The organism is Ruegeria sp. CDSB013 (genome assembly GCF_059611165.1).
In genome coordinates this window covers 92,369-106,832 of the sequence record NZ_JBXWPA010000003.1, presented here as the reverse complement: position 1 = coordinate 106,832, position 14,464 = coordinate 92,369, and the positions used below count along the sequence as shown (strand labels likewise).

At 57.6% G+C, this 14,464-nt stretch carries 10 protein-coding genes; 3 read left to right on the top strand and 7 right to left on the bottom strand.

Features of this window, described 5'->3' with window-relative positions; genetic code table 11:
* Positions 1–41: 41 nt before the first annotated feature.
* The 4 genes from aspS to AC2FJF_RS06670 all read right to left on the bottom strand — a co-directional run bounded on the left by aspS (position 42) and on the right by AC2FJF_RS06670 (position 4,293).
* Positions 42–1,817 (bottom strand): aspartate--tRNA ligase, encoded by a 1,776-nt coding sequence (gene aspS, locus AC2FJF_RS06685; RefSeq protein ID WP_496724058.1) that lies wholly within the window; start codon positions 1,815–1,817, stop codon positions 42–44.
* A gap of 78 nt (positions 1,818–1,895) precedes the next feature.
* The gene (locus AC2FJF_RS06680) at positions 1,896–2,567 is read right to left on the bottom strand and encodes a CPBP family intramembrane glutamic endopeptidase (RefSeq protein ID WP_496724056.1); all 672 of its coding nucleotides are present in this window, start codon (positions 2,565–2,567) and stop codon (positions 1,896–1,898) included.
* A complete protein-coding gene (locus AC2FJF_RS06675; RefSeq protein ID WP_496724054.1) occupies positions 2,564–3,211 on the bottom strand; it encodes an aminotransferase class IV family protein in 648 nt (215 codons plus the stop codon). Before AC2FJF_RS06675 ends, AC2FJF_RS06680 begins: the two co-directional genes overlap by 4 nt.
* Positions 3,166–4,293, bottom strand: coding sequence for an aminodeoxychorismate synthase component I (locus AC2FJF_RS06670; protein WP_496724576.1), 1,128 nt, complete (start codon positions 4,291–4,293; stop codon positions 3,166–3,168). Before AC2FJF_RS06670 ends, AC2FJF_RS06675 begins: the two co-directional genes overlap by 46 nt.
* A gap of 176 nt (positions 4,294–4,469) precedes the next feature.
* On the opposite strand from AC2FJF_RS06670, the gene carB reads away from it, so the two are divergent.
* The 3 genes from carB to AC2FJF_RS06655 all read left to right on the top strand — a co-directional run bounded on the left by carB (position 4,470) and on the right by AC2FJF_RS06655 (position 9,704).
* Positions 4,470–7,814: a carbamoyl-phosphate synthase large subunit gene (gene carB, locus AC2FJF_RS06665; protein ID WP_496724052.1), complete on the top strand. Its 3,345-nt coding sequence runs from the start codon at positions 4,470–4,472 to the stop codon at positions 7,812–7,814.
* Between the two features lie 254 nt (positions 7,815–8,068).
* Positions 8,069–8,479, top strand: a complete 411-nt coding sequence (locus AC2FJF_RS06660) for a VOC family protein (protein ID WP_496724050.1) — start codon at positions 8,069–8,071, stop codon at positions 8,477–8,479.
* Positions 8,480–8,573: 94 nt separating this feature from the next.
* Positions 8,574–9,704, top strand: a complete 1,131-nt coding sequence (locus AC2FJF_RS06655) for a hypothetical protein (RefSeq protein WP_496724048.1) — start codon at positions 8,574–8,576, stop codon at positions 9,702–9,704.
* Positions 9,705–9,746: 42 nt separating this feature from the next.
* Here the strand turns inward: AC2FJF_RS06655 and AC2FJF_RS06650 are convergent, their stop codons facing one another.
* Genes AC2FJF_RS06650 through AC2FJF_RS06640 form a run of 3 tightly spaced genes read right to left on the bottom strand, consistent with a single transcriptional unit; the run spans position 9,747 to position 14,307 of the window.
* Complete coding sequence (locus tag AC2FJF_RS06650) at positions 9,747–12,794, bottom strand: efflux RND transporter permease subunit (protein ID WP_496724046.1); 3,048 nt, start codon at positions 12,792–12,794, stop codon at positions 9,747–9,749.
* 11 nt (positions 12,795–12,805) lie between these two features.
* On the bottom strand, positions 12,806–13,843 hold the full coding sequence (locus AC2FJF_RS06645; RefSeq protein ID WP_496724044.1) for an efflux RND transporter periplasmic adaptor subunit: 1,038 nt from the start codon (positions 13,841–13,843) through the stop codon (positions 12,806–12,808).
* Complete coding sequence (locus tag AC2FJF_RS06640; protein ID WP_282151756.1) at positions 13,840–14,307, bottom strand: MarR family winged helix-turn-helix transcriptional regulator; 468 nt, start codon at positions 14,305–14,307, stop codon at positions 13,840–13,842. Before AC2FJF_RS06640 ends, AC2FJF_RS06645 begins: the two co-directional genes overlap by 4 nt.
* Between the last annotated feature and the right edge of the window lie 157 nt (positions 14,308–14,464).

The window sequence follows — 14,464 nt, the reverse complement described above, 5'->3', positions numbered from 1 at the left end:
GAAAAAACCCGCTGCAGGGTCAGCAGCGGGTTTTGCTATTCTCAGTCCTGAGGGATGATCCGCAGGCCCAGCTCCATCATCTGATCCGAGGTCGGATCGGATGGTGCGTCCATCATTAGATCCTCGGCACGCTGGTTCATAGGGAACATCATGACCTCGCGGATGTTGGCTTCATCGGCCAGCAACATCACGATACGGTCGATACCAGCGGCGCAGCCACCGTGCGGCGGGGCACCATAATGGAAGGCGTTGAACAGCGCGCCAAAGCGGCTTTTCACTTCTTCTTCGCCGTATCCAGCCAGTTCAAAGGCTTTCAACATGATTTCCGGCTTGTGGTTCCGGATCGCGCCCGACACCAGCTCGTACCCGTTACAGGCCAGGTCGTACTGATAGCCACGCACGTCCAAGGGGTTCCCCAGCAGCGCTTCCATCCCGCCTTGCGGCATCGAGAACGGGTTGTGCTCAAAGTCGATCGCACCGGTTTCTTCGTCCTGCTCGTAGATCGGGAAGTCCACGATCCAAGCAAAAGCAAAGCGGTCTTTCTCGGTCAGGTTCAGTTCCTCACCGATCACGTCGCGAGCCTTACCAGCGACCTTTTCAAAGGCTTTCGGCTTACCACCCAGGAAGAAGGCAGCATCGCCAACGCCCAGACCCAGCTGCTGACGGATCGCCTCGGTGCGCTCGGGGCCGATGTTTTTGGCCAGCGGTCCTGCGGCCTCCATCCCTTCGCCTTGATCGCGCCAGAAGATGTAGCCCATGCCGGGCAGACCCTCTTTCTGAGCAAAGGCGTTCATGCGGTCGCAGAACTTGCGGCTACCACCGGTCGGCGCGGGGATGGCGCGGATTTCGGTGCCTTCCTGCTCCAACAGCTTCGCGAAAATCGCGAAGCCAGACCCGCGGAAGTGGTCAGAGACCACTTGCATTTTAATAGGGTTGCGCAGGTCCGGCTTGTCGGAACCGTACCACAATGCAGCATCCTTGTAGGAGATCTGCGGCCACTCCTGATCGACCTTGCGGCCACCGCCGAACTCTTCGAACACACCGGTCAGAACCGGCTGGATCGTGTCGAACACGTCTTGCTGTTCGACAAACGACATCTCAAGGTCAAGCTGATAGAAATCGGTGGGCGAACGGTCGGCACGCGGATCTTCGTCACGGAAGCACGGTGCGATCTGGAAATACTTGTCAAAGCCCGACACCATGATCAGCTGTTTGAACTGCTGCGGGGCCTGCGGCAGCGCGTAAAACTTGCCCGGATGCAAACGCGACGGCACAAGGAAGTCGCGCGCGCCTTCAGGCGAAGATGCGGTGATGATCGGCGTCTGATACTCGCGGAAGCCCTGATCCCACATACGTTTGCGCATGGAAGAAACAACATCCGAGCGCAGGGTCATGTTCTGCTGCATAGCTTCGCGACGCAGGTCCAGGTAACGGTAGCGCAGACGCGTTTCTTCGGGGTATTCCTGATCTCCGAACACCATCAGCGGCAGTTCGTCAGCCGCGCCCAGAACCTCAAGCTCCCGCACGTAAACTTCAATCTCACCGGTCGGCAGTTTCGAGTTCACCAGCTCCGGGTCACGTGCTTTGACGGTGCCGTCGATGCGGATACACCATTCCGAACGTACTTTCTCAAGCTCGGCAAAAGCTGCACTGTCGCCATCACACAGAACCTGTGTCACACCGAAATGATCGCGCAGATCGATGAACAGCACGCCGCCGTGATCTCGTACCCGATGCACCCAACCGGACAGGCGGACGGTTTCACCGACATTGGCGGCGGTCAGTGCGGCGCAGGTGTGGCTGCGGTAGGCGTGCATGGATTTATCCCTTCGGGCGTAGAATTCGTCGCGCCGGTACACCCTGTCAGGCTTGGAAAGTCAAGGCAGGTCGCGCCGTCAAAACGGCCTTTGCACGTTGCCGGAATAGAAATAGATGCCCAGACCCGCCGCAAAGATAACATTACCCGCAATAGCGTGCAGCAGGACCGCGTAGAAAAACGACCCGCGTTGGCGGTAGGCCCAAGTGAACAACAGCCCTCCGCCAAAGGTCATGATGGCGACAATCCAGCTCCAGTACATCAGGTGGGCCAGCGAAAACAAGGACGCGTTCAGTAGGTAAGCCGCCTTCCCGTTTGGCAGGATCGCCTGGTAGCGGCGGAAGAACAGCGACCGGAACAAAAGCTCTTGCGGAAGGGCCGAAGCAATCGGGTAAGCCAGCCAGATCACTGCCAGGAATTCGGGCCGGTAGAGAAGCATGCGAAATGCAACATCCGGTCGCTTCGCCATGACGACCGCCGAGCAAAACGCCGCCATGGCAACAGTGAAGAGAGCGAGCTCGCGCCACGTCCAATTGCGCCAGTTGTACCGAAGTTCGGCCCAGGCAAAACCCGGCGTGTAATGGAGCAGGATGATACCGATGGCCGTGAAGGTGAACAGCGACGGAAACATCCAATTCGGAGGAAAAAAGACCGCGATCAGAACTGGTACTGCGACAAAGAACAGGCCGAACTCCAGCCGTAGCCGCAGGTGATGCGTCCCGTCATGCGCCCAATCGCTTTGTTTGCTCACAATACCGCCAATTCCGCCCGGATCAGGCCACGTAAGGAATTCCCTACGAAAACTTTTTCCGCGTTTTTCAGATCGGTCAAGGACAAGACGCTTTCGGTAACCTGTTTATTATCAATCAGTTCTTCTCGCAGAATCCCCGGAAGCAAACCACAGGTCAGCTTTGGCGTCAGACGACGGCCGTCCGGCATATGCAGGAACAGGTTGGTGATGGTCCCTTCGCACAGTTCTTCACGTTCATTCAGAAACAGAAATTCGTCTATTCCGTCCGGCAGCGATGCGCGAGCCGTATCATAAACAGAGCGTTGTGTCGTCTTGTGCTGCAACCAAACATCCGACGCGGAAAGCCGCATTTTGGTGACCGCGACCCGCCATAATGGTGGGTTATCGGCCAGTACTCCGGTTGTCACATCGTGTGTTCCATCAACTGCCAGCGTAAGCCGGCAACGCAGAGGTGATTGCCCTACGACAGCGTCCAGTGTCTGGATGGCGGCGCACACATCGAAAGGAATGCCCATGGCCGCAGCTGACCGAGCCATACGGGCCAGATGCCGATCTCGGCGAACGAACCCTTGCCCGGGTCGAAAGGCCAGTGTTTCGATCAGGCGGAAGTCAGGGTCAGCTGGTGGGCAAAGCGAGCTTTCCATAGCGCTTCCTCATATTCCGATGGGGCCGTGCTGTCCCAGATCACTCCACCGCCGACATTGAGGGTGGCCGCGCCATTCTCGACCATCAGGGTCCGGATGGCCACGTTGAATTCGGAACGCCCGTCCGGCGCAGCCCACCCGATTGCACCGCAATAAACATCGCGAGGCCAGGGTTCGAGATCGGACAAAATCTCCATGGCTCGAATTTTGGGGGCACCGGTAATGGAGCCGCAGGGAAACAAAGCCGTCAGGATATCGGACAGCTCGGCGCCCATGTGCAGCTGCGCCTGCACCAGCGAGATCATCTGATGCACGGTCGCATAGGTTTCGACCTTGAACAGTTCGGGCACCTTGACGGATCCGGGCATCGCGACGCGGCTGATATCGTTGCGCAACAGATCGACGATCATCAGGTTTTCAGCCCGGTTCTTTTCGTCGACCGCCAGGAACGCGCGACGCCGGGCGTCTTCAGCCATATCCTCGCTGCGGGGTTGGGTCCCCTTCATTGGGCGGGTTTCGATCCCGCGGTCCGCGTTCGTGCGAAAGAACAGCTCAGGAGACCGGCTGAGCAGATCGGGCAACCCATCCTGCTGGATCAACGCGCCATGACCTACGGGCTGTCCGGCCGTGAGCGCGGCATAAAGCGCGGCGCTATCGCCCTCTACAGTCATATCAATCGGGAATGTCAGGTTGGCCTGATAAATATCCCCTGCCCCAATGGCGTCATGCACGTGTTGAAACGCCTGCGTGTACCGCGCCTCGTCCCAGCGCGGCTCAAACTGGGTCACGCCACCGGATGCAACCGGCAATTCCCGCTGAATGGGGCGATCATAAACGCCGAAGCATAGTAAAGGCAGCCGGCGGCCTTCTGGCAAACGCTCAGACAGGCGCGGTTCCAGCACGTACCCTAGCTCATAGCTGGCATAGCCAGCCAACCAAGCCCCTTGCGCGCGCGCCTCGTCCAGCGCCTCCAACGCTTGGGGCACGTCCTCCGCATTGTCCGCGCGGATCATTTCGGCTGGCCGGTCAAAACTGGTTCCTGATCCGGCTGGCCCCTGATCAAAACGAATACGCAATTGCATCCTCATTTGTCGTGCTGCGCGGTATAGAGAATACGCCGCCAAGGGAAAGGGGGGAAAGCGGCAATTTCGCCCCTGTTTCCGATCCCCCTTGCACCTTTTCGCGCGGTCCCTATAACGCAGGACAATTTGGGCGCTTGGGGGTGCCCTGAATCGCGGACAATCGAAGGAACGTGGCCATGCCGAGAAGAACCGACATTCAGTCGATCATGATCATCGGGGCGGGCCCCATTGTTATTGGTCAGGCTTGCGAGTTCGACTATTCCGGCGCTCAGGCCTGCAAGGCACTACGGGAAGAAGGGTACCGGGTCATCCTGGTGAACTCAAACCCCGCCACGATCATGACCGACCCCGAATTGGCCGACGCGACTTATATCGAGCCGATCACGCCCGAGGTTGTCGCCAAGATCATCGAGAAAGAGCGCCCCGACGCCCTGCTGCCCACTATGGGTGGTCAGACTGGCCTGAACACCTCACTCGCGCTGGAAGAGATGGGTGTGTTGGACAAATTTGGTGTCGAGATGATCGGCGCTAAACGCGACGCCATCGAAATGGCTGAAGACCGCGCCCTGTTCCGCGAGGCGATGGACCGGCTGGGTATCGAAAACCCAAAGGCCGAGATCGTGACGGCCCCCAAGGACGAAAGCGGCAAGAAAGACCTGGACGCCGGTGTGGCACTGGCCCTTGAAACCCTTGAAAATGTGGGCTTACCCGCCATCATCCGCCCCGCCTTTACGCTGGGCGGCACCGGCGGCGGCGTGGCGTATAACCGCGAGGATTATATTCATATTTGCCGCACGGGCATGGATGCCTCGCCCGTTGGCCAAATCCTGATCGATGAAAGCCTGCTGGGCTGGAAAGAATACGAGATGGAGGTGGTGCGCGACACTGCGGACAACGCCATCATCGTCTGCTCCATCGAAAACGTCGACCCCATGGGTGTGCACACCGGCGACTCGATCACCGTTGCCCCAGCCCTGACGCTGACCGACAAAGAATACCAGGTCATGCGCAATCACTCGATTGCCGTGCTGCGCGAGATCGGCGTCGAGACCGGCGGATCGAACGTACAATGGGCGATCAACCCGGTCGACGGACGGATGGTCGTGATCGAGATGAACCCGCGCGTATCGCGTTCTTCGGCGCTGGCGTCAAAGGCAACCGGTTTCCCGATTGCCAAGATCGCCGCCAAGCTGGCCGTCGGTTATACGCTGGATGAGCTGGACAACGACATCACCAAAGTCACCCCGGCCAGCTTTGAGCCGACCATCGACTATGTTGTCACCAAGATTCCGAAATTCGCGTTCGAGAAATTCCCCGGCTCCGAGCCCTACCTGACCACCGCCATGAAATCGGTGGGTGAGGCCATGTCTATCGGCCGTACCATCCACGAATCGATGCAAAAGGCGCTGGCTTCGATGGAATCGGGTCTGACCGGGTTTGATGAGGTGGAAATCCCCGGCCTGAATGTCGGTGTCTGGGACGAAGCCGACGACAAGGCCGCCGTCATCAAAGCAATCAGCCAGCAGACGCCCGACCGTCTGCGCACCATCGCGCAAGCAATGCGCCACGGGCTGACCGACGATGAGATCTTTGGCGTCACCAAGTTCGACCCTTGGTTCCTTGCCCGTATCCGCGAGATAATCGAAGCCGAACGCCAAGTGCGCAAAGACGGCCTGCCCGTGACCGAGGAAGGCATCCGTAAGCTCAAGATGCTGGGCTTTACTGACGCGCGTTTGGGAAATCTGACTGGTCGTGACGAAGACAACGTCCGCCGGGCGCGCCGCAATCTGGGCGTTACAGCCGTGTTCAAACGCATCGACACCTGCGCCGCCGAGTTCGAGGCGCAGACGCCCTATATGTACTCGACCTACGAAGCCCCCATGATGGGTGACGTAGAATGCGAGGCGCGTCCGTCTGACCGCAAGAAAGTCGTCATCCTTGGCGGTGGCCCGAACCGGATTGGTCAAGGCATCGAGTTCGACTATTGCTGCTGCCACGCCTGTTTCGCGCTGACCGACGCTGGTTATGAAACCATCATGATCAACTGCAACCCCGAGACCGTGTCGACCGACTACGACACCTCGGATCGTCTTTATTTTGAACCTCTGACTTTCGAACACGTCATGGAAATCCTGACGAAGGAACAGGAAAACGGGACGCTGCACGGCGTGATTGTTCAGTACGGCGGTCAGACGCCCCTGAAACTGGCCAACGCGCTGGAAGCCGAAGGCATTCCGATCCTGGGCACCACTCCGGATGCCATCGATCTGGCCGAAGACCGTGAACGCTTTCAGGCGCTGGTTAGTGATCTGGGTCTGAAACAGCCCAGAAACGGCATCGCTTCAACCGACGCGCAAGCGCTGGATATTGCTGAAGAGATCGGTTTTCCGCTGGTAATCCGCCCCTCTTACGTTCTAGGCGGCCGCGCGATGGAAATCGTGCGCGATATGGACCAACTGAGGCGCTACATCAACGAGGCCGTGGTCGTCTCGGGCGACAGCCCTGTGCTGCTGGACAGCTACTTGGCCGGTGCGGTCGAGCTGGACGTGGATGCGCTGTGCGATGGTACCGACGTGCATGTTGCGGGCATCATGCAGCATATCGAAGAGGCGGGCGTACATTCCGGCGACTCGGCCTGTTCGCTGCCGCCCTACTCTCTGTCGGCAGAGATTATCGATCAGATCAAGGGCCAGACGTTCAAGCTGGCCAAGGCACTGAACGTTGTCGGCCTGATGAATGTGCAGTTCGCGATCAAGGACGATGAAATCTACCTGATCGAAGTGAACCCACGCGCCTCGCGGACCGTACCGTTTGTGGCCAAGGCGACCGACAGTGCGATTGCTTCGATTGCAGCACGCGTCATGGCCGGTGAGAAACTATCGAACTTCCCTATGCGCCCCGCATACAAGGATGGTCAGGATACCAAGATTGCCGACCAGATGACGCTGGCCGATCCGGACATGCCGTGGTTCTCGGTGAAAGAGGCTGTTTTGCCTTTTGCCCGCTTCCCCGGCGTTGACACCATTCTGGGCCCGGAAATGCGTTCCACTGGCGAGGTCATGGGCTGGGACCGCGACTTCCCGCGCGCCTTCCTCAAGGCGCAGATGGGCGCAGGCATGGTTCTGCCCTCTTCGGGTCGTGCGTTTATCTCGATCAAGGACGCCGATAAAGGTGCCGCTATGCTTGAAGCCGCTCAAGTTCTGACGGAACAGGGCTTTTCGCTTGTCGCGACCCGTGGCACACAAAGCTGGTTGGCCGAGCAAGGCGTTGCCTGTGAGATCGTCAACAAGGTCTATGAGGGTCGCCCGGACGTGGTCGATATGTTGAAAGACGGTCAAGTTCAGCTGCTGATGAACACCACCGAAGGGGCGCAGGCGGTTGAGGACAGCAAGGCCATCCGGTCCATCGCACTGTATGACAAGATCCCATACTACACGACAGCTGCCGCAAGCCACGCCGCCGCGCTGGCGATTAAGGCGCAGACCGAAGGCGATGTCGAGGTTAGATCGCTGCAGGGCTGATCGGCCTTAACCTGCTTACACGACCGAACGTTTCGCGCGCCCGTTGACCTTGTGTCCCCGGGCGCGCATCTTTTCTATGATTGAGCAGAAGGAAAAAAACAAATGCGCAGGTTTATCGTTTTCGCCGCAATGATGACGCTTGCAGCGTGTGATGTGCCCTTTGTCCCGCTGATCTAAAACAGCTTTCAGTGCCGTTTTTCTGTAACCCTCCGATATAAAGGCCGTGTGATACCGTCCCTAAATCGGGGGAAGCCGTGCGCCTTTACGTCACTTATGGAACAAATGACCTGTCGCGGGCCATTAAGTTCTATGACGCGATCTTTTCTGTCTTGGAACTGCCACGCCTTCCGGGATGGACCAAAGATCGTGCGGGTTGGGGAACCGAACCAGACGATGGGACCGGGTTCTGGATAAACACACCCTTTGACGGGAACCCTGCCGATGTGGGCAACGGGACGATGATCGCGTTTCCCACCCAAAGCGCCGCAACGGTCCGACAGTTTCACACTGCAGGGCTGGAGCATGGTGGCACAGACACTGGTGCCCCGGGTACAAGAGACTATTACGCACCTGATTTCTATGTCACTTATCTGCGTGACCCTGACGGGAACAAACTGTCCTGTTTTTATTATCACTATGACCCGGCGAGGGATCCGGGCGACTGAACCCGGCGCTAGAAATACCGATGAGCTGGCTATCTAAGCGCATGTAAGTTGGCGGCAACAATTCGAAATTGCCAGCAAGTTTAAGGCAACGACATTGACACAAGAGCACTATCCGATTTTTGCCTCCAGCAGCCTTACGGAACTCGGGCTACGCCGCGAAATGAAACCGGGCCATGTTGGCCCAGACTATACCGAGCACGTGTACGACTATGACACGTTCTGGTACGATGCATTTTGGGACCGGGGCAGCCTGGTGGTTTTCTGCCCAAAACTGTTCGGCCTGTACCACGTGATCCGAGAAGGCCAGTTTTATCTGGATGAAGACAAAGTCGGGAAACCCCGCCTGAAGTCCGATGAGTTCTATGATGTATTGTTCATCCGGGCATCAAAGAAGCCACAAACCCTAAGGTTTGAATGGGCCGGTTCAAGCGTCGAGTCGCCCGTGAATTCGGTCGAACAGGATTCTGCCCCTCACACTGGGAAAAACGTGGCCGTAACCTTGTCGCGTGACAACGACCTGACCTGGATTGAAGATTTTGCTCGTTACCATTGTCAGATGCATGGGCTGGAGCAGATGCTGTTCTTCGACAATGCCTCAACCTGGTATGGGCTGGACGACATCCGCGAAGCGCTGAGGCGAGGTGGGATCCATAACCCAACGGTGCTGTCCGCGCCTTTCAGGTACGGCGTTGTTTCGCAAGACAGAAAGGGCAAAAACCGTCACAATACGATGTTTCTGCAGACTTCGCTGCTGAACATCGCGCGCTTGCGTTTTCTTTCGGGCGCTCGCGCGGTTCTTCAATGTGATGTTGATGAACTGGTCTGGTGCAAAAGCGGTTCAATTTTTGACCTCACCCAAAAACGGCCAACCGGGTTTGTCCGCCTGGGTGTGGAATGGCGGTATCCGGATGCAGGCTGCACCGAAAATTTTCGACATTCCGATCACATCCGCAAAAAGGCGGACGACAAACTGTGCAGAGCCAAATACTGCATCGCGCCCTCTGGTCCTCTTTGGTTTACGTCATGGCACGTCCACACAATCGGGCTGTTGAAGTCACGAGGCAGTCTGATCACCCCAAAATCCAATGGCATCTGGCATTGCAAGGCAATCACGTCGAGCGCTTGGCGAAGTTATGATACTAATGCCCGATCCAACTATGACATTGCCCCTGAAACGCAGGCGGCCTTAGACCGAGTCAATTGGTCGAAAAACCCGGCTGGATAGGACACTAGCCGGGTTTGAGAAATTCGACAAAAATCTGAGCTGTTACGCAGCGGCTTCTTTAATCTCACGCTTTTCATCTCGCGCGAAGAAGATCATGTAGAAGACGGGTGCCGCGACCATCGTCAGAATTGTCGCGAAAGCCAGACCACCCATAATCGTCACCGCCATGGATTTGAAGAACGCATCCGTCAGCAACGGCGCCATGCCCAGAATAGTGGTGATTGCGGCCAGCATCACGGGGCGCAGACGCGAGACCGAAGCCTCGATGATCGACTCGCGCAGGCCCTTGCCGGTTTCGCGGACAAGATCGATCTCCTCGACCAGTACGATGCCGTTTTTGATCAGCATCCCTGACAGGCTGAGCAGACCCAGCAGTGCCGTGAATGTGAACGGCAGACCCGTGCCCAGCAGTCCAATGACCACACCATTCACGGACATCGGCACCAGCAACCAGATGATAATCGGCTGACGGACAGCGTTGAAAATCAGCACCGAAATCAGCACCATGATCAGCAGGCTGACCGGTAACTGACGGCCCAAACTTTCGTTGGCGTCACCCGCGTTTTCGAACTCGCCACCCCACTCCATGCGATAACCAGCAGGCAGCTCCATCTCTTCGATTGCAGCGCGTACTTCCGAGTGGACCTGAGCCGCCGTCAGGCCCGCAGGGATTTCGGCCCCGACCGTGATGGTCAGCACCCTGTCGCGGCGGTGAACCAACGTATTGAGCGATTGGTATTCAAACCCGTCGACCATCTGTTCGATTGGAACAAATCTGTTTGACTGATCCGAATAAACGACCTGGTCAACGATCGAGTAATCTCCGTCCGCAGGGCGGCGAATAATGATCGGGATCAGGCGGTCGCGTTCACGGAACACACCCGCCCTGACACCATCGGTCGAGAATTGCAGCGTTCCGGCGATATCTTCACGGGTCACCCCAGCCGTCTGCGCCCGTTCGGTTGCGTAGATAGGCTGAACAGCCAGCTCTTTTTCACGCCAGTCGTGGTGAACATGCAGGGCATTCTCAGAGGCCGCGCGCATCCGCAGGATCGCTTCATCCGCAAGCTGCCGCAGAACCGCCGGATCACTGCCCGAGAACCGCGCCTGGATCGGATCACCGCCGCCGGGACCAAAGATCAGACGTTTGGTGCGGAACTCACCTTCGGGGAATTGCGCCGAGCCAAACGCCTCAAGATCCGCCTGCAATGCAGGGATGTCATCTAGAGTTTCGGTGCGGATGATCATGTGACCATAACTGGGGTTCGGTTTCTCTGCCGAGTAGGTCAGCAAGAACCGGGTTGCGCCCTGCCCCACAAATGTGGTGACGGCGACCACGTCTTCGCGGTTGTCCAGCCATTCCTCAAATACGGCCATGTCCTCAGCCGTCCGCGCGATAGGCGTACCTTGCGGCAGCTTGTAGTGCACGAAGAACAGCGGCGTATTCGAATCCGGGAAGAACTGTTGCTTTACCAGACCGAACCCGACGAAACAGGCAAAAGTGACGCTAACCAGCCCGGCAACGACCAGCCAGCGGAACCGCAGCGCCCAACGCAAAATCGCGCCGTAGACACGGAACATGATCCCGCCATAGGCATCCACGGCCCCTTCCTCGCCCTGTTTGAAGAAATAGTGACCAAGCAAGGGGGTCACCGTCAGTGCCAGTACCCAGCTCAGCAAAAGCGAAACACCTATCACCGCAAACAGAGAGAACAAGAACTCGCCCGTCGCATCGGGGCTAAGACCGATCCCAGCAAAAGCCATGATCCCGATTACCGTCGCGCCCAACAACGGGATTTGCGTCTTGGACGCAGCCTCATCCGCCGCATCGCGCGAGTTCTTGCCGCGCAACATGGCGATCTGCATACCCTCGGCAACAACGATGGCGTTATCCACCAACATACCCATCGCGATGATCAGCGCACCCAGTGATATCCGCTCCATCTCGATCGAGAACATCGACATGAACAGAAGCGTTCCCACCACGGTCAACAAAAGGGTCGAGCCAACGACAATAGCCGCGCGCCACCCCATGAAAACCGCCAGCACAATGACCACGATGGTAACGGACATGGCGAGGTTCACAAGAAAGTCGTTTGAGGCCTGTTCCACCACCACGTGCTGTTGGTAGATCGGCAGGATTTCGACGCCAAAGGGGATCTGAGGGTCAAGTTCCGCAAACTTCGCATCGGCGCGCTTGCCGACCTCAACAATGTTTTCGGAGGATAGGCCAGCGATCCCCAGCGTAAAAGCCTCGGTCCCGTTAAAGCGGATCATAATGTCCGGGTCGGTCTGGCGACCTCGGAAAACGTCAGACATGTCAAACAGGTTGATCACCTGCCCCTGCGAACCGACAGACAGACCGGCGATGGCGGAAACTGAGTCCGACCCTTCGGCGGTCAGGATCGTTGTACGGTCATTCTCTGAACGCAGCGAACCCGACGCGTTCACAGAGTCTGCGTTGGCAATAGCTTCATTGATGGACTGCAGCGGCACATTCTGGTTCACCGAGATGGCCAGATCGGGTTCTACAAAGATAGCCTCTTGCGGCAGGCCCATCACTTCTACGTCTGCGACGCCTTCGACGGTCAGCAATTCGCGCCGCAAGAAGGTGGACAGCTCGTGTTTTTCAGCGTCCGAAAACCCATCAGCCGTTACCGCATAGAACAGCCCGAACACGTCGCCGAACCTGTCATTGACCAGCGGCGCCTGCACTCCGGACGGCAGGCTGCGGGCCGTATCACGCACCTTGGCGCGCAGCTTGGTCCAGATTTCGGGCAATTCGGTTCCGTCATATGTCGATTGGATCTCAACTTCGATCAGCGAAAGCCCGGGCTGATTCACGGATGTGATCGTATCAACCTCACCCATTTGCTGGATGGCGGATTCCAGTGGCTCGGATACCTCCAGCGCCACCTGTTCAGCCGTTGCACCGGGATACTGGGTCACGATGACCGCGTTTTTAATGGTGAAGGCCGGATCTTCCAGACGTCCCAACGACAGAAACCCCCAGACGCCACCAAACAGGGCGATCAGGATTATCAGCCACGTATAGATCGGGCGATCAATGGATGCGCGCGCAATGTTCATTGATCCGCCCTTCAGTTTGCAAAGCCGACAAAGCGGCGAACGGCTTGGCCATCTGTCAAGGTGCTGCCACCCGCGACGACGATCTCGTCACCATCGTTCAACCCTGTCAGAACACGGACTTCGCCGGTCTGCGTGGGTTCGATGGTAACCGGCACTAGCTGGACGGCGCCTTCATCGGCCCCAACCGGTGAAAACACCATGACGCCCAGACCGCCCTCTGCGCCCGAAATGATGGCCGTTGCAGGCACAACGATACCTGTCCGGGCATCCTGGACCTTCACATTCACGGTCACCGACGAACCCGGCAAAATCTGCAATCCTTCGGGAGGGGTAAGACCAAACTGGATACGGAACGTCTGACCGACGCTTGAAGTTTCCGCGTCAAATTCTCGGATCTGCAGAGGGAAGACCTCGTCGCTGGTTGGAAACTTCGCCGTAATCGTAATGTCATCTTCTTGACCCGAGCGTTGGAACAGGATTTCCGGCACATCCACTTCGATCCGCAATTCGGACATATCGTGGATACGCACGATGGGTGCCCCTGCGTTTACAGTGGTAAAAGACTCGACCGTTCGACGAGATACCAACGCGTCAAACGGCGCGGTCAGTGTTGCATGTTCCAGATCGTATTCGGCATCGCGGACGGCGATATCCGCCAGTTGCGCTTCGGTTTCCGCGTCGTCCACCGCCACCTGGCTGGCTGTGGTTCCGCGCAAACGAGAAAGACGGGCCACGGTACGATCCGCCTGATCCTTTTGCAGGACAGCGCGGTCATAGCGGCGCTGGAATGGTTCCTGATCCAGTTGCGCGATCAGCTCGCCCTTGGGTATCACAAACCCCTCGGTCACCGGCATTTCGACGATTTGCCCGGAAACCTGAAAGGCCAGATCGACGGTTTGCCGCGCAGCGACGCGACCAAAAAACTGGCGCGAGAAGCCGGGCGATGTCTCTTGGACCATCATTAGTTTTACGGGCTTGGCGCTATCCTGCGCCAAAACGGAGGTGGCGAACACGGTCAGAGCGACGCTCAGTACAGTGAAGAGTTTCATTTCTTCAATCCCTCAGGAATTCCTGTTTTCATTATGTTTTCCCGGATCTTCCGGGCCAGTCGTGCAAATTCGGCAGTTTCGTCAGCATCCAGCCCAGAAGCTCTGCGGAACAGGTCTCCCGCCTCGGACATCAGAACCTGTCGCATCTCAAGCCCCTTGTCGGTCAGAACCAACAACCAAGCCCGACGGTCTTCCGGATCGCGCTGGCGGGTCAGGTACCCTGCCTCTTCCAGCGCGTCAGCGGTTGACGTGATGGTGGACGGCACCGTCAGCATGTCTGCAGCCAAAACGCCCATGCGTTTGGGTCGCTCAAGCTTGACCATCATATGGCATTCCTGATGGCTCAGCCCGACCTCTAGTGCGTCAAGGCTTTCTTCCAGTTTCCAGTAGAGCGCATAGACTCCCATCATCGCCTGCACTTCGGGGCTGAGGCAGCGGACCAGCGCACTGTCGTCATGGGTCATCGGTGAATCCGTTTGTAACTTTGGCCTCGCATATACTTCGAAATATGAACTATTCAAGAAGCGAAGCGGATTTCAGCCGAAACTTTGACATTCCCTTGGGTCAACGTCTCTTGATCTAACCCTTGTATGCCTGCATTTTGGGCGAATCCGAAACATT